General features: G+C 57.2%; 16 protein-coding genes and 1 pseudogene. 10 read left to right on the top strand and 7 right to left on the bottom strand.

All coding sequences use genetic code 11. From position 1 onward, the window contains the following. Nucleotides 1–52: 52 nt before the first annotated feature. From minD to VL598_RS02445, 3 genes are all read left to right on the top strand, one after another. Nucleotides 53–868, top strand: a complete 816-nt coding sequence (gene minD / locus VL598_RS02455; protein ID WP_325325116.1) for a septum site-determining protein MinD — start codon at nucleotides 53–55, stop codon at nucleotides 866–868. A gap of 14 nt (nucleotides 869–882) precedes the next feature. Continuing rightward, entirely contained in the window at nucleotides 883–1,137 is a 255-nt protein-coding gene (gene minE / locus VL598_RS02450; protein ID WP_325325115.1) for a cell division topological specificity factor MinE, read from the top strand. Between the two features lie 221 nt (nucleotides 1,138–1,358). After that, on the top strand, nucleotides 1,359–1,670 hold the full coding sequence (locus VL598_RS02445; RefSeq protein WP_325325114.1) for a YXWGXW repeat-containing protein: 312 nt from the start codon (nucleotides 1,359–1,361) through the stop codon (nucleotides 1,668–1,670). A gap of 188 nt (nucleotides 1,671–1,858) precedes the next feature. On the opposite strand, the gene VL598_RS02440 is transcribed toward VL598_RS02445, so the two are convergent. Further along, entirely contained in the window at nucleotides 1,859–3,256 is a 1,398-nt protein-coding gene (locus VL598_RS02440) for a chloride channel protein (protein ID WP_325325113.1), read from the bottom strand. A 312-nt stretch (nucleotides 3,257–3,568) separates the two neighbouring features. Between VL598_RS02440 and VL598_RS02435 the strand changes: the two genes are divergently transcribed. Next, the gene (locus VL598_RS02435; protein ID WP_325325112.1) at nucleotides 3,569–4,711 is read left to right on the top strand and encodes an OpgC domain-containing protein; all 1,143 of its coding nucleotides are present in this window, start codon (nucleotides 3,569–3,571) and stop codon (nucleotides 4,709–4,711) included. Here the strand turns inward: VL598_RS02435 and VL598_RS02430 are convergent. The 4 genes from VL598_RS02430 to VL598_RS02415 all read right to left on the bottom strand — a co-directional run bounded on the left by VL598_RS02430 (nucleotide 4,708) and on the right by VL598_RS02415 (nucleotide 8,493). Then, the gene (locus tag VL598_RS02430; protein ID WP_325325111.1) at nucleotides 4,708–6,027 is read right to left on the bottom strand and encodes an MFS transporter; all 1,320 of its coding nucleotides are present in this window, start codon (nucleotides 6,025–6,027) and stop codon (nucleotides 4,708–4,710) included. The genes VL598_RS02435 and VL598_RS02430 overlap by 4 nt on opposite strands. 401 nt (nucleotides 6,028–6,428) lie before the next feature. After that, nucleotides 6,429–6,962 carry a TonB family protein gene (locus VL598_RS02425; RefSeq protein ID WP_325325110.1) on the bottom strand — a complete coding sequence of 178 codons (534 nt, stop codon included), beginning with the start codon at nucleotides 6,960–6,962 and terminating at the stop codon, nucleotides 6,429–6,431. Between the two features lie 171 nt (nucleotides 6,963–7,133). Further along, nucleotides 7,134–7,733, bottom strand: coding sequence for a C39 family peptidase (locus VL598_RS02420; protein ID WP_325325109.1), 600 nt, complete (start codon nucleotides 7,731–7,733; stop codon nucleotides 7,134–7,136). A gap of 10 nt (nucleotides 7,734–7,743) precedes the next feature. Continuing rightward, nucleotides 7,744–8,493 (bottom strand): hypothetical protein, encoded by a 750-nt coding sequence (locus tag VL598_RS02415; protein ID WP_325325108.1) that lies wholly within the window; start codon nucleotides 8,491–8,493, stop codon nucleotides 7,744–7,746. A gap of 586 nt (nucleotides 8,494–9,079) precedes the next feature. Between VL598_RS02415 and VL598_RS02410 the strand changes: the two genes are divergently transcribed. Further along, complete coding sequence (locus VL598_RS02410; RefSeq protein ID WP_325325107.1) at nucleotides 9,080–9,838, top strand: LuxR family transcriptional regulator; 759 nt, start codon at nucleotides 9,080–9,082, stop codon at nucleotides 9,836–9,838. Between the two features lie 640 nt (nucleotides 9,839–10,478). Beyond that, on the top strand, nucleotides 10,479–10,769 hold the full coding sequence (locus VL598_RS02405) for a hypothetical protein (RefSeq protein ID WP_325325106.1): 291 nt from the start codon (nucleotides 10,479–10,481) through the stop codon (nucleotides 10,767–10,769). A 131-nt stretch (nucleotides 10,770–10,900) separates the two neighbouring features. Here VL598_RS02405 and VL598_RS02400 read toward each other — a convergent pair whose 3' ends face one another. Continuing rightward, the gene (locus VL598_RS02400; RefSeq protein WP_325325105.1) at nucleotides 10,901–11,188 is read right to left on the bottom strand and encodes a hypothetical protein; all 288 of its coding nucleotides are present in this window, start codon (nucleotides 11,186–11,188) and stop codon (nucleotides 10,901–10,903) included. A gap of 737 nt (nucleotides 11,189–11,925) precedes the next feature. Here VL598_RS02400 and VL598_RS02395 point away from each other — a divergent pair. Together VL598_RS02395 and VL598_RS02390 are read left to right on the top strand one after the other, a co-directional pair. Continuing rightward, nucleotides 11,926–12,903, top strand: a pseudogene (locus tag VL598_RS02395) (redoxin domain-containing protein); the annotation flags it as partial. 317 nt (nucleotides 12,904–13,220) lie between these two features. Continuing rightward, nucleotides 13,221–13,778, top strand: a complete 558-nt coding sequence (locus VL598_RS02390) for a BON domain-containing protein (protein ID WP_325325103.1) — start codon at nucleotides 13,221–13,223, stop codon at nucleotides 13,776–13,778. A 224-nt stretch (nucleotides 13,779–14,002) separates the two neighbouring features. On the opposite strand, the gene VL598_RS02385 is transcribed toward VL598_RS02390, so the two are convergent. Continuing rightward, nucleotides 14,003–14,314, bottom strand: a complete 312-nt coding sequence (locus tag VL598_RS02385; protein ID WP_325325102.1) for a high-potential iron-sulfur protein — start codon at nucleotides 14,312–14,314, stop codon at nucleotides 14,003–14,005. 427 nt (nucleotides 14,315–14,741) lie between these two features. Here VL598_RS02385 and VL598_RS02380 point away from each other — a divergent pair, with 427 nt between their 5' ends. Together VL598_RS02380 and VL598_RS02375 are read left to right on the top strand one after the other, a co-directional pair. After that, entirely contained in the window at nucleotides 14,742–15,491 is a 750-nt protein-coding gene (locus VL598_RS02380; RefSeq protein WP_325325101.1) for a hypothetical protein, read from the top strand. A 328-nt stretch (nucleotides 15,492–15,819) separates the two neighbouring features. Beyond that, on the top strand, nucleotides 15,820–16,791 hold the full coding sequence (locus VL598_RS02375; RefSeq protein ID WP_325325100.1) for an acyltransferase: 972 nt from the start codon (nucleotides 15,820–15,822) through the stop codon (nucleotides 16,789–16,791). Nucleotides 16,792–17,546: the final 755 nt, after the last annotated feature.

The following is a 17,546-nucleotide window of genomic DNA, read 5'->3' as shown; positions in this document are numbered from 1 at the left end:
CGGCGTGCGAGTCTGCTTGAACCTCATTGGACGAATACAGGGTAAGGGGAAAATGGCAAAAATCGTTGTGGTGACTTCGGGCAAGGGCGGCGTGGGCAAAACCACGACGAGCGCGAGCTTTGCATCGGCACTCGCCTTAAGAGGCCATAAAACGGCCGTCATCGATTTCGACGTCGGCCTGCGCAATCTCGACCTCATCATGGGCTGTGAGCGGCGAGTCGTTTATGACTTCATCAATGTCATCCAAGGCGAGGCCAATCTCAATCAGGCGCTCATCAAGGACAAAAAGTGCGAAAACCTTTTCGTGCTGCCCGCTTCACAAACGCGAGACAAGGATGCGTTGACGCTCGAAGGCGTCGAGAAGGTCATCAACGATCTCATCGAGATGGGTTTCGATTACATCGTCTGTGACTCGCCCGCCGGCATCGAGACCGGTGCACTCTATGCGATGCATTTCGCCGACGAGGCCCTGGTCGTGACGAATCCCGAAGTATCGTCGGTGCGCGATTCCGACCGGATCCTCGGCATTCTGTCGTCGAAGACGAAACGCGCAATCGATGGCAAGGAGCCGATCAAGGAGCATCTGCTCATCACGCGCTACAGCCCGAAGCGCGTCAGCGAAGGCGAGATGCTGTCGCTCTCCGACATTCAAGAAATTCTGCGCATTGAATTGATCGGCGTCGTGCCCGAGTCCGAAGCGGTTCTGCACGCGTCGAACCAAGGTCTGCCGGCCGTACACATGGACGGCACGGACGTCGCCGAAGCCTACAAGGACGTCGTCGCGCGGTTTCTGGGTGAGGAAAAGGCGCTGCGCTTCACTGATTATCAGAAGCCCGGTTTCTTGCAGCGCCTCTTCGGCAACAAGTAAGGCGGAGGCACGACATGTCGATTCTTTCCTTTTTGCTCGGCGAGAAGAAGAAGTCCGCGGTCGTCGCGAAAGAACGCCTGCAACTCATCATCGCCCATGAGCGTGTGGGTGGGCGTCCGCCGGCCGATTACCTTCCAGCCTTGCAGCGCGAACTGGTTGCTGTCATTTCGAAGTACGTCCAGATCTCCAACGACGACATCCGCGTCAGCCTCGAGCGTCAGGACAATCTCGAGGTCTTGGAAGTCAAGATCGAAATCCCTCAGCTGTAGACCGATGGCGGGCTGCTCCAAGCCCGCATCGCCTTCTGCCTCTTCCGCTTTCCCTTGTCAGCGCATTTCGCGGGCCGAGCCGCATGCTGCTCACTCGACGTGCAAAAAACGGTTGCACTTTGGGGCCCCGCGTAACACTGAGGTTGTCGACGCAGCCGAGGTCTCGCGCATTATAGGGATGTCGTCGCCTGAGAAGCGATCACATCAAGAAGAGGCTCATCATGAAAGTATCTGCGCCGTCACTTATGATCCGCATTGCGCTGGCAACTGCGGCGAGCATGACAATTGTGGCTTCGGTATCGGCACAAGAGGTGCTGATCGCGCCGAGTGCACCGCCCCCCGTGCAAGATGAAGCGGTCCCTGCGCCGCGCGCCGGTTATGTATGGGATCACGGTCACTGGCGTTGGGAACACGGACGTTACGTCTGGGTGCGCGGCCATTGGGAAGTGATGCGTCTTGGCCACCACTGGTCGCCGGGACATTGGGCTCCCCGCGATTCACGCTGGGTCTGGATCCCGGGGCATTGGTCCTGATCCGCGCGAGGTGGCGTTCATGAAGAAATCGCTTTTCGCGATCGCCGTTGTGGCGGTTCTCCTTGCGGGGTGCGTTGTCGTACCGGCGCACCCGGTTCACTATCATCCGGCAGCCGTCGTCATTTATTGACCGAGTGCGTGCGCGTCCGAGCCGCCGTCCATGACGTGGGGCGCCGGCCGTGATCTCTTTATCGGCCCGCCGCCCCGTCCTGCCGCGCAGTGCTTTCGGCTTCGTCTTCGCAGCGTGGCTCGGGCATCGGCGAGGCCGTTACCGCAGCCGGTTGTGTCTGCGGCGTCAGATAACGGTGCGAGAGCGCTTCGTAGAGCGGTGGTGCTATGAGGCGCGATACCCGGCTTGCGATGAGCGCGGTGGCCATCAGCGAAATCACAAGCGCGTGACCGTTGATCATTTCCATCACGATCACGAACGAGGTGATCGGAGCTTGCGTTGCAGCCGCCAAGTAGCCGACCATGGCCAACGCGATCAGCATGGGCAACTGCAAGTGGTCGAACAGCATGTGAAGCAGATTGCCGAAGCCGGCACCAATCGATAATGACGGCGCGAAAATGCCACCCGGAATTCCGGGCAGATACGAAGCGACCGTCGAAATCATTTTAAGGAACGGATAGAGCAACGAGAGGTGCTCATGTCCTTCGAGCAGCCCGCGCGCTTCCGCGTAGCCGCTGCCGAATGTGTGCCCCCCACTCACGGCACCGACGATTGCGATAATGAGGCCGCACACGGCACCAAATGCGGCGGGCCGCTCTTGACGCAGGCGCGTAAGCGCGGAGGGTACCCATCGCGAATGATTCACCAGCAGCCAAGCGAACAGGCCGCCGGCGAGCCCGGTCACCAGCGCCGTGACAGCGACGGCCATGGCAAGCATGCCGGGAAATTGCGAGTTGGCCTGGATAGTACCGAAATAGGTGTAGTTGCCGTCGATGCCGAGCGCAATCACGCCCGCGATAATGATCGCGGTGATCAGTACGCCGCTCGTGCGCGATTCGAAGCTGCGCGTCAGCTCCTCGATGGCGAACACGATTCCGGCAAGCGGGGTGTTGAATGCGGCGGACAGACCGGCCGCGGCGCCTGCAAGCACCAGTTGCCGCTCGATCAGCGCCGTCGAGCGCGGGTAGAGACGTCGCAGGTTGAACATCAGCGCAGCGCCGACTTGCACAGTCGGCCCCTCGCGTCCGATCGTGAAGCCACCGACGATACCGAGCAACGACACCGCAATCTTGCCCGCGAGCAGCCGCGGCGCGAGCAGCCGCGGCCCGAGCTTCGTCGTCCCTTCGTGCAGTGTGGCGATGACTTGCGGAATACCACTGCCTTCAGCGCCAGCGAAAAAGCGGCGCGTCAGCCAGACCGAAGCCGCTCCGACAACGGGCGTGACGATGAATGGCAACCACGCATGGCGGTGCTGCATGGTGAGAAACGCGTCATAACCCCAATCGATGAGACGCGCGTAAGTGACTGCGATCAGGCCCACGGCGATTGCACCGAGCCAGAAGATGCCATAGCGGCGCCACAGTTGTCGCGCGTGCCGTAACGCGCCGGAGGGGCGGGTGAGGGTTATGCGGGGCATGATCGACGAGATCAGAAAGCACTGATTATACCGGCGGGGCCCGCTCCATCCTTTGGATCGAATACCGCGCGCGACACATACCTGTCCGAAGGCAGGCCTCATTGCATGGCCGTAAAGTTTGTGAGCAATTATTCGCGTGAGATGCAAGGCAGGTGCCGTGCGCCGCGAAAATATGCTGCCGTGTTGGAGCGCCGTGGGAATTTTTTGAGCGCTCATTCGACCAACGGGCTGACAGTTGAAATGCCTGAGCGGCACTCTTGCGCAATCGCAATTGCCGCCCGATTCTGAAGGTGAGCAATGAGTTCGTCAGCGATGCGATCAATTGAAGTCGATTTTTTGCGGGGTGTGGTACTGATCGTCATCGCCCTCGATCATGTTTCGTACGGCGTTATCCAGTACGCCACACTGCACAGCTATGCGTATTGCGACGCCGCGGAAGTATTCGTTTTTCTTGGCGGCTATGCGTCAACGTCAGCTTATGCCGGCATGGCGGCTCGTAGCGGAGAGGGTGCTGCCAGGCGGCGCTTCCTAAAGCGCGCGTGGGAACTTTACCGTGCTTACGTTTTGACAGCCGGCTTAATGCTTGCGTGCGGTGCTGTGCTCACGTGGCTGCCGTCACAGCCGCCTCTTGCCGCCGATAGGGGCTGGCAGCTGTTTGCCCACGCGCCGCTGCATACGCTCGCCGATATCGCGTTGTTTCGCGAGCAGCCGTTTTTATCGGCGGTGCTGCCGATGTACGTACTGTTCGCGCTGTGTGTGCCGCTTGCCGTGCCGCTCGCGCGACGTGCGCCGATGTCGCTTCTTGCGCTGAGCTTTGCCGTATGGCTGGTTGCGCCATGGCTTGGCCATCGATTGCCCGATGCTACGGGTGCAGGTTGGCCATTCAACCCATTTGCATGGCAGTTGATGTTTGTGTTTGGCATGCTGTCGCGGCTTTATCCGTTGTCCGCCGACGTGCTGAGTGCGAACATGGTGCGCGGCCTCACGCGCGCCGCATTCCTCGTTGTGCTGACCTTCGCTTTCGTCAAGCTTTGCGTTGACGTTCACCCGTCGCCGGGCTATTTGAAGCAAAACCTCGCGAGCGTGCGGGTCATCAGCTTCTTGTCGATTGCCTGGCTATGTGCGCAAGCCGCGCACCGCGGGTGGCTGCGCTCGCTTGCCACTCGCCTTCCGGCTGTCGTGATGGCCGGCAGGCAAGGGCTCGTTTGCTTTGTTGGCGGCACGCTCGTGTCGATGAGCGAAGAGACGGCGTTGCATCTTGCCCATGTGCGAACGACGGAGCTACTGACTGACTGGCCGATCCGGCTCTTCGGTGACGTTTCGGCGATCGCTGCCATGCTTGTGCTCGCATCGATGGCGAGCCGGCTAGAGGTGGCTCGCACGCAACCCGTTGCGATTCGATCGTCGTCCTTGGTGCGCGCGCCTGCAAGCGCGCACCATAAACCCGATCGTTAGGATAACGAGACATCGCGCGTCTCGCGCATGAGGAACACCGCAATGAAGCTCACTGCACCTGCGACGGACACATAGGCGCCCACCCACGCGAGACCGCCGCGCGCTGCGAGCATTTGCGCGATATAGGGCGCGACTGACGCGCCCAGAATGCCGCCAAGGTTGTATGCCACACCGGCGCCCGTGTATCGGACGCGTGTGGGGAAGAGTTCGGGCAATAGCGCACCCATTGGGGCGAAGGTTACGCCCATGAGAAACAGCTCGATGACGAGGAAGAGCGTGATCAGAGGCGCCGAGCCGCTGCCGACAAGCGGGGCCATCGTAAAGCCCGATGCCATTGCTGCGGTGATGCCGACGATGAGAACCGGTCGGCGGCCGAAGCGGTCGCTCGCCCAAGCTGAAAGCGGCGTTGCCAGCGCCATGAAGAGGACTGCAAAGCAAAGCATTCCGAGGAATCCTTGCCGCGAGAAGTGCAGTGTCGACACGCCATACGACAGCGTAAAGACGGTAGAGATGTAAAAGAGCGTGTAGCAGACCACCATGGCGAGCGCCCCGAGCAGGGTAGGTCCACTGTGATGGGCGATGAGCGACATAATCGGCATTCGCACGCGCTCGTGCCGCTCGAGCGTGGCCTTGAAGGCGGGCGTTTCTGCGATCTTGAGTCGGACATACAGACCGAGCGCAACAAGCACGGCGCTAGAAATGAACGGCACGCGCCAACCCCAGCTACGAAATTGTTCGTCGGAAAGCGCGAGCGCCAATCCGAAGAAAAGGCCGTTCGACGCGAGGAATCCGATCGATGGGCCCAATTGAGGGAACATGCCGAACCAGCCGCGCCGTCCAGCGGGTGCGTACTCAGTGGCGAGCAACGCCGCGCCGCCCCATTCGCCGCCAAGCCCGATGCCTTGCCCTAGCCGCAAAATGCAAAGGAGCACGGGTGCGAGGCCACCGATCGTGTCGTAGCCGGGTACGAAGCCGATCAGTGTCGTGGAAATCCCCATGAGCAGCAGCGACGCGACGAGCGTCGATTTGCGGCCGATTCGGTCACCAAAATGGCCGAACAGGAACGAGCCAATCGGCCGCGCGATAAACGCAAGCCCGAACGTGACGAATGCCGAGAGCGCTTGGGCCGTGGCTGAGCTGTGCGGAAAAAATACGGGGCCGATGACGAGCGCCGCAGCTGTTGCGTAGACGTAGAAATCGTAAAACTCGATCGCCGTGCCGATAAAGCTGGCAAAGACGATGCGGGCGCGGCCAGGTGCGTTTGCGGCGGCGTCCGATGGTGGGGCCACCGCGGGCGAAGACGGCGAAGCCGACATAGTGTTGTCTCCTGTGCATGGAGCGACGCGCGGGGCACCACGACGCCGCATCCCGTGTGACATCGGTTCGACGCGCATCCGATTTTCGATAGTCGAGCTCCTGCGACGCTTCACATCACGCGATGCCGATCTGCGGCAGGCGCAGAACGCGAAGCTCGGAATCGATGGAGCTCGGGGTTTGCAGGCGGAGGCTGAACTCGCCGGCACGGCGCGTGACCAGCGAGCGACGCGCCGCAAGCGCGACCTTGCAGTCCCAGCGCGGGTTGGCGTGAATTATAGCGATTGGCGCCGGACACCTGCGGCGTATGCACAGGCGGCGGGCGGTGCGTCCGAAGACGCGAGGCGCCCGCGCGTTGATGCCTTCAATTGCAGAGGGTAGGCGACAAGCTCAAGGCTCGTGGTCAGCGCGTATTGCGCGGTGCTTCGTCGAATGCTTGTGCTTGCGGCATTGCGATGGTGTGCAACTGGAACTTGCCGTTGTCGTTGAAAAGCCAGTCCTCCATCATTTCAATACGGCCCTGCGCGTTGAGCAGCGTAGGCGGCGGAGGAGGTAACGGCGCGGCGCGGCGCAGCGTGGCGAGCGCGGTGGCTTCCGCCTCGGGGTCACCGTTGGTTCGATAGACGGATGACGAAAGCAACTCTCCGTTTCGATTGACGGTAAACGTCACAACGACGAGCGAGCGCAACATGGGTTGCGGAGGTCGGTTGAGCACGTAGGACGGATTGCGCTCGACGATCCGGCGCGCGACGGCGTGACGGTACTGGTCGAGCGTCACGCTGCTGACGGACGCGGGGGGCGCCATCTTGACAGCGGAGGAGCTGTATTGCGGCGGCGTAATCGTGCATGCGCTCGAGAGCGTCAGCGTGCTGACAGCGATAAAACGCCAAAACCCGTCGGCACGCAAGGCGGGTAGGCGGTGACAGATGGAAGTCATGGCGCGGCGTGGTTTTCAGATGGTCGAGGGGGTGCGAGTGGTAAAAGCGTAGGCCACAAAGTGCTCTCGCGCATCCCGATTCGCCCCCGTTCAGTGGGAAAACGCACAACACCGCCGCCTGTGTCGAAACAGGCGGCGGTTGCCGTTTTATTGTGAAGACGCTAGGTTTCGTCAATATGTTATGAGGGACTCCGCCCACCAGTGGGTGCCCATGTCGCCGGTGCCATTTCGGATCCAGCCGTAGTCGCCATACCCAGCCCCCTCTCCGGGCCAGGGGTTCATGAAATACAGCATCGAACCGTTATCGTCATAGCCGTCGAGCACCACAAAATGGCCACCGCCGCTGCTCCAGGTCCAAAGGATGACAACGGGGTAACCGCTCTGAATCGCCGAGCGTGCAGTGCTGTAGCTAATGGGTTGACTGTAATAGGTGGAGTTGCGTCGGCCCCAAGACCAGACGATGCCCGCGATACCTGTCGTGCCGGCCAGGTAATTACCTGAGTTCACCGAATCGTTCCAATAGAACGGATTGGTTGCGCAAGCGTAATTGACCGAATCGACCCAGTTCGCGACGGCGCACTGCTGCGCGGATACGCCGCGGTAGGCCAACACGGCCACCGCGTCGGCATCCCAGCACCAATTGCTATGCTCCTGTTGCACCACAGGGAAATTGAGCTTGAACGATGCCGCATTCGTTCGTAATGGCAAGCTCAACGCCAACGCAAACACGAACGCACCAATAAGGACACGAATCGCTGTCAGTGTTTTCATGGTTGCCCTCTCAACGGTTGAATCGGACGTCTTGCAGGCCGAGCGCCACGCGAGCCTTCAGTCGATCTTCGAGCTCCGAGGCGGACAGTGTTTCCACCGGCACCGCATTCAGCGCGTCCGCTTGCTCGACGTTCAGCGCTGCACGCGCACTTGAAAGCAGGACGTAGCTGCTTTGGACGTCTCCGCCGGACATGGGCGCAAACGTGACTTCCATAAAATCGGCCACGGCTTGAAGGCTGCGCACGAAACGCAGACTCGGGCGAGGCGATTGAGCGCTATAGCTAGCTTCGACGGCTGCGATTTCTTGGGCAAGCTGGCTTGCGCCGGCTTCCACCATCTTCCAGCTTCCACCCATGCGTGCAATCGTAAGGAGTCCTATTGGTTTGCCCGATGCGAGCACGATGAATCGCCACTGTCCGGTAGGGCGAATACATGTTTCGAGCGGCTTGCCAGTCAGCAAGGCAACGGGGTCGACGAGATTGACTTCAAAGCCGTCGCCGAGCGTCGCGGAACGAAGATCCGAATCGGTGCCGGCCATGACGCGGTTGGCGCCGGATTGGGTTGCGTCTGCTAGCAGTCGGTCCCGGAGCTGCCGCAATGCCGCCTCAGCGGCCTGTCGTTGCGGCGTTCGCGAAGTGGGTGCTGTGGCATCGGAGAACGACGCAGCAGCGACGTTGATCGGTCCGCTCTGCGCGAGCGCACAGTGAGAAAGCAATAACGCCGTGATAGGCGCAAGCAAATGTGATTTGCCAATTTGCATTTGATTTCTCCTGGGGTGCTAGTGGACTCCGCATGGAGCAAGTGTTCTGCCTATCGTGCATATTCTTGCGATGCGTATTGAGTAAATAAAAAAATAGAAATTTAATTGCTTTGGTTTGTCAATTTTGAAAAAAATCCGATTGATGGGTACGGTTTCCTATTGCCGCCGCGTCTGAACGTGCGCGCTCAAATATGCTGGGGGAACCGGTCTGTTTTCCGTGCTCGCTACCATGTGGACATTGCGCTTTGATGTCATTTCTACACGGTGGATGAGAATTTTTTGGAAAAGAGGCGGCCATGCGTGCATCCGCCGGGTGCAGGCCGGGCGATGGCTGATCGCCCGGGCAGCGAACTGTTCCACTGGCGTGTGCCACGAAGAACCCAAATGCTGGGAAAGTGGCGGGCTTCTCCCGCAATGTTTGATATTGCAATGTCATTTTCCTAAATACGGGGATTACGGTGTGATAAAAAAGTTTGAAAACGCACTGTCGATCTAGTATCTTTTTATCGTTTTTCCGAATAGAAGAAAGAGGGGGCTTTGCTATTTAATTGTTGGTCAAATTCTTTAAAACTATTTCGGGGGCGACATGTTGCGCAAGACGATGGAATCTCCGCTGCGGGAGGCGGCGGATGCTGAAGTCTGGTTCGGTGAGCTGGCGGAAATCGGGCGGCGCTATGATTTTGATTACACGATATTCACATTGTTGGCGAGGGATGGCCTTCCCATCAGCAATGCTTTCTATATGAGTAATTTCTCGGTGGTCTGGAGGAAAATCTATGAGCAAAAGCGATATGCCCAGATCGACCCCATCCTTCAATATTGCCGTTCGCAGCTGAGCCTGCTGATCTGGGATGAGAAAAGCTTCGTCGGCGCTGAGGAGCGCACACTTTATGAGCAGGCAAGCGGATATGGCCTGCGTTGGGGCGTAGCGTGCCCGATCCATGGCCCGAAGCATGAGGTGGGGATGCTGTGTTTCGCGAGCCGCGTGAAATCCGATGAAGCAAGGCGCAACGTCGAAAGTCGTCTGCCCGAGCTTGGGTTGATACGGGACATGGCCTATGAGACGAGCTTGCAGCACGTCAAGCAGAAAACGAACGCGGTCGTTCCAAAGCTCACCCCGCGCGAACTTGAATGCCTCAAATGGATGGCGAAGGGCAAATCGAGTTGGGAGATATCAAGAATTCTGAGTTGTTCTCAGTCGACCGTCGAATACTTCGTCGGCAACATCCGGAACAAGATGGGGGTTCATAAACGGGGGCAAGCCGTGATGATGGCGGTGGCGTGGGGATTGCTCGATCCTCAAGAACCGAGCGCGATTGCTTCGACGGAAATCCGTTCGGCGTGACGGGCTTTCCGCCTTCGATTTGATCATTTGAGATCTTAAGTAGGACGCTCTGCCGCCTGGTCGTTTGGTGAGCGATCCTGTCAACTCTGGGCAGCAGAGCGCATATGGGTGACGTGCAGAGACGGCGTCGTGCGCTTGCGAAAGGACGCTTTGGTACGGGCGAGCGTGTCCTACGCGAACACCGCAAGTTCCCAGCTTCACGGCCCGGTAATTGCTCATGTCAAGCATCGACGGATCGATTCGGTTGTTGACCTATCGCGCGACATAGACCGTATTGGCATAGGCATACGCATCGTCTGTTCGTAGTGATCGATCGAGTTGTACGATGACACGATTAATAACGTGATCGCAATCAGGCTCCAGGACGACGGCCGGCCAGGGTCTTGGTCGGCACTTTGCCGGCGGCTGTTGCCTCGTCGAGCCACCTCTCGCGTTTCGACGTTGAAAGCTTATAAGGTCAGCGAAACCTTCCTTGATTGCTTCGAGGAATTAGCAGCGGGAACGGTCATATCGAAAAAGGAGCTGGGAGTCAGCAAGGCCAGACGCGCGCGGGACTGCGACAAAGTGTCGTGCGATTTTACGTCCGCTATTGGGGGTCGTTTTAATTCATATTAAACGAGGTCACATCAATGGAGGATGTATGAAGCAAATCCGAATTATGGCTTCGGGCGCCGCGCTCACGCTTTGTTTTGTTGCCGGTATGGCTCATGCGCAAACAACGAGGCCCGGCGGTATGTATGTGGCGCCTCCGAATTGGGAAATGCTCGAAAAGCTTACGCCGGAGCAACGGCAGCAGGCCATCACGATCCAAGAGAAAATGATGCAGATGCAGATGCAGCACGAGGACGATATGGCCAAAATGGAGATGAAATACAAACACGACATGATGCAAATGCAGAGTCAAATGTTAGACCTTTATAGGGGCCATTAGCCAACCGAGCGTCAACCGACAAGCGGGTCGCTTTAACGTGGCAATACCCGGCTCTTTGGGGGCGACCCGGGACGTTGCAAACCGCACGGCCCGCGGCCGACCACTATTGAACGCTGAGGCCTTGGTCCGTGTTATCCACCTTTGTAAAGGTCAAGTAATTGGTATTGCATTTGCATCATGTCGTGTCGGTACTTCATTTCCATTTGAATCATCTTTTCATCCCGGTCCATCTGCATCTGCATCATTTTTTGTTGGATCTCAATGGCCTGCTGTCGTTTGTCGGGTGTGAGTTTTTCCATCATTTGCCAATTTGGGGCATAACCGCCTTGCCCCGTACCCATCCCTTGGGCGTGTACTATGTTGGCTGAAAGCAAAAGTGCAAACAATCCGACGAAAGCCATATTTCCGATTTTTTTCATGAGTCCTCCGTTCGACTATGGCACTTGATTAAGTTAAGCGGCGCATCGCTGATTTGTATAATCCGATGGTCTGCTTGGAAAGTAGGTGTGGAATCCTCGGGGTGATTAAGATGCGTCGCTCTTTACTATACAATTGTTTGTGGATCCATCCAAAATCAACATTGAGTTTTCTACCCCATTCTTGGAATTCAAGTGGCAATTTGCCAGATCAATAAGGGCTGGAAATATGCCAGGAGGGATGGATTATCTTTCTGCTTATTGAAAGGATTGCCGTGCTGGTTGCGTTTGCAGCGGGTATGAGGCAAACCGCATCGCAGAAGCCCGACCGGAGTGGTGCGAAAGCGATGATTTTTATCAACAGCTGATTGCCGGCACTAGGGCGCCCTTCGATCATGCGGGTTTTGACAAAGCGCTGCCGCCTTTAACGGCCTGGATCATGTCAGTATCGTGAATCATACTTACCACTGGTAGGGCGGCTTGGCGCAAGGCGGGGCAGTACTGAGCATATTCCAAGCCGGAGGTGTCACGGACAACCGCCCGTGCTGATGGCGGTTTCCCGATTGGAGGGAAGTGAGATGTCCGACGGAATCAACCATCAACGCCGCCGCCTTATTAACGCTGGGGGCATGATCGCCGCCGCGGCCCAGCTCGGCGTCTCCGGTTTCGCGAGAGCGCAGTCTGGCAGGATGAGTTCAGGAGAACCGTCGACGAACAGCGTGTGGCGAATGAACCTAGCGGCGGTCGAATTGCCGGTTCAAGGCAAGTTACCTTCATTCGACGGTGCGATCGGATGGCTCAATTCGCCGCCGTTGACAGCAGCCGGCCTGCGCAAAAAAGTCGTCGTTGTCGATTTTTGCACTTATACCTGCATCAATTGGCTTCGCTCGCTTCCGTATGTCCGAGCATGGGCCGAAAAATACAAGGATAGAGGCTTAGTGGTAATTGGCGTGCATACGCCCGAGTTTGTTTTCGAGAAGAACATTGACAACGTACGCCGCGCACTAAAGAGCATGAGTGTCGATTATCCGATTGCGGTCGACAGCAACTATGTGATCTGGCGGGCATTCCATAACGAGTATTGGCCGGCCCTCTACTTCGTCGACGCGCAGGGGCGCATTCGACATCATCACTTCGGTGAGGGAGAGTACGAACATTCGGAAAGGGTCATTCAACAACTGCTGGTCGAGGCTGGAATCGAGGGCATCGGCGATGGTTTGGTTTCGGTCAATGCGGGTGGTGTGGAAGCCCCGGCCGATTGGGGGAGCTTGAATTCACCGGAAAACTATCTCGGCTATGACTTGACGGAGAATTTTTCGTCTCCCGGTGGAGGGGTACTGGATCAGCGTCGCGACTACGCTTTCCCCACACGCTTGAGCCTCAATCATTGGGCCCTTTCGGGCGATTGGACGTTGAACGAGCACGCCGCCGTAATGAACGAGGCCAATGGCCGGATTGCGTACCGCTTTCACGCCCGCGATCTTCATCTCGTCATGGCACCGGCACAAAGAGGAAAGCCCGTTAAATATAGCGTGCTGATTGATGGGCAGCCGCCTGGCGTTGCCCACGGATCTGATCTGGACGAGCAGGGTAAAGGCAATTTGGTCGAACCGCGGCTGTATCAGCTGATCCGGCAAAAGCAGCCCATTGTTGAACGTCAATTCGAGATTGTGTTTCTCGATCCTGGCGTGCAGGCGTTTGTGTTCACCTTTGGCTAATACCCGGAAAAGGACAGGGGAGCGTCTCGACTTGATCGCTCGAACCGCTACCAATCCGCTACCAATCTGGATGCCGGATGTGATACCGCGCACTTATCAGCCCTTGCGGCGTTCGCTGGAAGCGCGCGGGCACGCTCGCGTGGGATGGATGTTCATTCTGCTGGCGCCGGGAGCGATGACGCCGCCAAGGACCGCCCGCTGCGTCTGCGTTGCAGAATCACCCCTCAAAGCGTTTGGGGATTAACGTTTGTCACCGTTGCTCGTGACATCTTTTCGGGCGGAGTGCAACGGGGTGCGCCGGGTTCAGGAGGACATCGATGACGGTCGATCGCCGCTGGGTGCTGTGTGTGCTGCTGCTGTTGGCGCCCGGCACCAATGCCGAGGACGAGTTGCAGAACCGCGGTCATGATCCCTTCTTCCAGATCTCCTCGGCGATTCCAAAATGCCCCGAACCCGCCGGCCCGCGCGTGGATGAATCCGAGTGGAAGCGCGAGTCGCATCACCGCATTGAGCACGGCAACCACTGCTGGCTGGAAGGGCGTTGTCGCCTGCCGAACTCCTTTGCCTACGACGAGGAGATTGCCGACAGCACACGCCGCCGGTTGCAATGGTTGTCGGCCAATTTGCCGGCGTGGCGGCAAAGCACGTTGTGGGTGACCGTGTGGCAGCGCTGGGTGCTGGTCCAGGGCTGTGTGGCATCGGGGTTTCCGTTGGCGCAGTTCATGGCCGCGCTCCGCGAGGTTCCGGACGTCGAGGTCGTCGTCGATGAGACCACTGCGCATCCGGAGCAGCAGGTGCCATATGCGCTGTTCCGCCAGGGCTCGGTATCTGAGGGCAGCCCGAAAGGAGGCGCAATCGGCAGCCCGGTAAGGTAGACCGCGCTCGAGACAGGTAATGCCGATACGGTGCTGGAAGCCAGCTATATGCGGGAGTCTGGCCGCGCTGCATGCGCAAAAGCACGTCGCCGCGTTGGTGACGTTATTTGAGTGCAAAGCCGGTTTCGCGCCCAAATGAGATGTGCAACGCGAGTCAGTTCAGGTGACCGCGCGTGATGGCTTAGTCTTCCTCCCGTTGGTGTGCTTCACAGATCATGGTTTATTCAGGCCTTTTTTACATAAGCGTTACACCACCCCTTTGCGTAGACCAGCTTGCCCCCGTAGGTCGTGCATGGCCCCATGGCGGAGCCGGGCTTACCCTGATAGAGCTGGCAATTGGCGCAGGTTTGCCCGGCCTGGTACCGGGGGAACTTGGCCTTGTCCACCTTCGAGACGTCTGTTTTGTAGCCCAGCGCCTGCGCGGTCGGATCGCTCTCGGAAAGCACTGGGGCGTCCGCACGCGACTCGGCGGGAACAACCGTTGTCGAGGCGACGGTCGCGACAAGTATCATGAAGCGACGGCGCGAGAGTGGCATGTTCTGGCCTCCTTTCATAAAGTCGATCCACTAGCCCCACCGCAGGGTCTCTATGCCTGAGGGACGCGCATCGGCGTACGCAAACGCAAGGGGCGCCTTTAGGCATGAGAGGCACACCCAAATGAGTATGCTACGAACCTGCACTCAGGGATGCGAAATGTGTGCCTGCGCCGAACTGGAGCTCATCGTGGGGAAAAAGACAAAAGACTCGAACTGCGTGAGCCAGAAGCGGCACGTATTCGTGAGCAACAGGGGGAGATGAATCGGGTCGATTCTGGACGAGGCAAGTCAGGCGGGGTGGCGGAGGGCGTGTGCGCCAAGGTAGTATGCTCCCCGTATCTAGCCGGACGATACCGCACTATTGAAACGGATGAGGTGTGAGGGCCTACAGACGCTGGTGACAGGGAGCATTCCAAGCGCGTACGCCATGGTAGGTGATCTCAATATTACAAAAGATAGGCTTATGGTTGATAGTCGGAAAATAGAGATTCTTGTTCTGGGTGATTCGCATGCGGGCGTTTTTACTCATGAGTCTATCGTTGCGGCTTTCCCGGAATATTCGTTCAAGGTGATTTCTGTTGGTGGGGCGACCATTTCTGGATTAGAAAACCCAAACTCGAAGACGCAGGCGATGCCGATTTTTATGGGCGCGCTTTCAGATTCGCGGGCTGGCATTGTTATAGTTCTGATTGGCGAAGTGGATACGGGCTTTGTGATCTGGTACCAGGCGGAAAAATATAGCACTCATGTTGATGTGATGTGTGATGCTGCAGTGCGCAAATATCAGAAATTCCTTCATTTGATTGGTAGGGAAAAGACGATTATTTGTATTAGTACGCCTTTGCCGACTATAAAAGATGGTAGTGATTGGGGCGATGTCGCGAATGCGCGAAAAGAAGTTAAGGCAAGTCAGCTGGATAGAACCAAGCTGACTGTGATGTTTAATGAAAAAATGAATGAATTTTGCAACGAAGTTGGCATTAAATACATAATGCTCGATAGTGATTGCCTGGGTGCCGATGGGTTGGTTCATCCAGATTTCGTAAATGATGATCCAACGGATCATCATTATGATCAAGGTCGATATGCCCAGCTGATTCTGAGTTGCCTCACGCCAATAATGGAGCGTGTCGGGGTGAGCGGGGGCGGTAAGAGAGCGTTCGATGATGAACGCTGAAATAGCGTAATCCGAATTTTGGACTGATCTTTTCAGTGATATGTCGACTTGTGTGTGCGACACGTGCGCCTAGTAGAGGCTGATTGACGTTCGGTCGCGTGACCCGGTTTCGGCCATCATCATGAAGCTGCTGGACGCTACCAGACCGCGGGCGGCGTCGAGCGCGACGTGCGACGCCGCCTCACCGAGTGGGGAGTTTTGTGGCCGCCGACCTTTGCGGCTTTGGGCGCATAAAGAAGCAGAGTTGAATGGTTGCGATTGGGGGTCTTGGAACATTTTTGTGTTAAATTCGCCGCTCCGTTGATTTCTATTCCTCATCGCCACGCGTATGCTTTCTTCGATTCAGTTTCTTCGATTTATCGCAGCAGCGATGGTGATCGCAAGCCACTCGGCGAACGTGTTGGAAGTGCCCAAATCAGTAATCTTTGGTGATTCTGGTGTTGATATATTCTTCATAATAAGTGGTTTCGTGATTGGCCTTGCTAGTCAGCGCGAAACAAATTTGCCTCAGTTTTACTGGAAGCGAATTATTCGCATTGTTCCGCTCTATTGGATAGCCTTGGCGCTGTTTTTCTTGCTGCCGCACTTCATGGTAAACAAAGAGGTCACGGCCTCAAATTTGATCCATTCCATCTTTCTATTTCCGAAGTTCGAGCACGGATGGTGGCCTTTGCTCTTTCCGGCTTGGACCCTTTCATATGAGATGTTTTTCTATGGAGTGTTCGGAATCGTAATTCTAAGAAAAGATGCCTTCTGGCCCGTGGTCGCCGGACTCGTAGTTTTCTCGTTGGTCCGCATTCCTTCGAACGACTCTATCTTCACTCAAGTCGTTATGCTGGAGTTTGTGGCAGGACTACTTGTTGCGCGATTTCTGCCTTTCATGAAACGCAATGAAGGACTTGGGCTGACGCTGATCTTTTGCGCCGCGCTAACGATCGGATGCAATTATAAAGACGTCACAAATCGGGTTCTATATTGGGGAGTTCCTAGCCTTCTGCTGATCATTGGAGCCTTACATCTTGAAGAGCGAATGAAAAAGATCCCGCACGTACTAGGAGAAGCTAGTTACTCAATGTACTTGTTTCACATCACTATTATGACGTGCGCCCGTGATGGATTCTTTTTCTTTGGAATTGATTTGCAAGCTCATCGAATAATCGGAATGACGATGCTTTTCGTAATGGCGGTCGCCCTAGGCATCTGCATTCATTTGTGCATAGAGAGACCTTTATTGGCATTTCTTCGGGCTAAGGTTCTTCCGCGGAATCGTAACGCATTGCGAGAAAAATCAAGCACTTAGGACGGATGCCTATCGACCGACCTTCGCAGTGAAACCAACCGCTTAACTGATCGTCCCGCCGCTGTCGGAGTCCAATTTTGGCCGGTGCATGGGGCATACAGATTGCAGCTAACGCTCCAGCGTATTCATCTACACGCGTCGCGCGCGAGGGGTTGCGTTTCACCACGTCCTTAGTCAACGCCAAAGCAACGGGCTAGCGATCTGTCTCCGCGAACACCGTTCCGCGCGCGGTAACGTTTCGTTATCCCGCTGGCAAGCGTGGAAAGCGAGGCTTTACGAGGGTAGCCGGATGCGTAATCCGATTACGGGCCCGGACGTTTCTTGACTCCGTACAAGGGCGGCGGCGGGAAGTTGCACCCTCGGCAGCAGGCTGGCGAACAAAAAAAGAAGGTGTGCGACCTGCAACTATGGCGGCGGCGCGCATCGAGCGCGGTACGCAAGCCGGTACGCACGGAAAGCGGCATTCACGGGCGGCGAGCATCAACAGGGAACCTCAAGCGCAGAAGGCGCCGAGCGCGACCGCGAAGGTATTCGCGCCGGTATCCACGGAATCCCCCAGTCGGCACTTAGCCGGGCTATTGGCCGACTACGCCAAAGCCGACTTGTGAGAATAGTTGTGGGAGGATTTTGCGAGAGGCCCGCCAGATAAGGCGTTCGGGGATTTTCTGGCGGAGGGCGTGGGATTCGAACCCACGAAGGCCGTAAAGCCTTGCCGGTTTTCAAGACCGGTGCATTCAACCGCTCTGCCAGCCCTC

The sequence above is a fragment of the Trinickia sp. genome (assembly GCF_035492435.1).
GTDB lineage: Bacteria > Pseudomonadota > Gammaproteobacteria > Burkholderiales > Burkholderiaceae > Trinickia.
The sequence above is the reverse complement of the archived record's forward strand: the minus strand, read 5'-3'. Positions and strand labels throughout refer to the sequence as shown.

Excerpts from the sequence above, each read along its gene's own strand:
- VL598_RS02390 (WP_325325103.1), top strand. The coding sequence starts at position 13,221 with ATGACGGTCGATCGCCGCTGGGTGCTGTGTGTGCTGCTGCTGTTGGCG.
- VL598_RS02375 (WP_325325100.1), top strand. The coding sequence starts at position 15,820 with ATGCTTTCTTCGATTCAGTTTCTTCGATTTATCGCAGCAGCGATGGTG.
- VL598_RS02380 (WP_325325101.1), top strand. The coding sequence starts at position 14,742 with ATGGTAGGTGATCTCAATATTACAAAAGATAGGCTTATGGTTGATAGT.
- minD (WP_325325116.1), top strand. The coding sequence starts at position 53 with ATGGCAAAAATCGTTGTGGTGACTTCGGGCAAGGGCGGCGTGGGCAAA.
- VL598_RS02420 (WP_325325109.1), bottom strand. The coding sequence starts at position 7,733 with ATGAAAACACTGACAGCGATTCGTGTCCTTATTGGTGCGTTCGTGTTT.
- VL598_RS02405 (WP_325325106.1), top strand. The coding sequence starts at position 10,479 with ATGAAGCAAATCCGAATTATGGCTTCGGGCGCCGCGCTCACGCTTTGT.
- VL598_RS02440 (WP_325325113.1), bottom strand. The coding sequence starts at position 3,256 with ATGCCCCGCATAACCCTCACCCGCCCCTCCGGCGCGTTACGGCACGCG.
- VL598_RS02430 (WP_325325111.1), bottom strand. The coding sequence starts at position 6,027 with ATGTCGGCTTCGCCGTCTTCGCCCGCGGTGGCCCCACCATCGGACGCC.
- VL598_RS02425 (WP_325325110.1), bottom strand. The coding sequence starts at position 6,962 with ATGACTTCCATCTGTCACCGCCTACCCGCCTTGCGTGCCGACGGGTTT.
- VL598_RS02410 (WP_325325107.1), top strand. The coding sequence starts at position 9,080 with ATGTTGCGCAAGACGATGGAATCTCCGCTGCGGGAGGCGGCGGATGCT.
- VL598_RS02445 (WP_325325114.1), top strand. The coding sequence starts at position 1,359 with ATGAAAGTATCTGCGCCGTCACTTATGATCCGCATTGCGCTGGCAACT.
- VL598_RS02435 (WP_325325112.1), top strand. The coding sequence starts at position 3,569 with ATGCGATCAATTGAAGTCGATTTTTTGCGGGGTGTGGTACTGATCGTC.
- minE (WP_325325115.1), top strand. The coding sequence starts at position 883 with ATGTCGATTCTTTCCTTTTTGCTCGGCGAGAAGAAGAAGTCCGCGGTC.
- VL598_RS02400 (WP_325325105.1), bottom strand. The coding sequence starts at position 11,188 with ATGAAAAAAATCGGAAATATGGCTTTCGTCGGATTGTTTGCACTTTTG.
- VL598_RS02385 (WP_325325102.1), bottom strand. The coding sequence starts at position 14,314 with ATGCCACTCTCGCGCCGTCGCTTCATGATACTTGTCGCGACCGTCGCC.
- VL598_RS02415 (WP_325325108.1), bottom strand. The coding sequence starts at position 8,493 with ATGCAAATTGGCAAATCACATTTGCTTGCGCCTATCACGGCGTTATTG.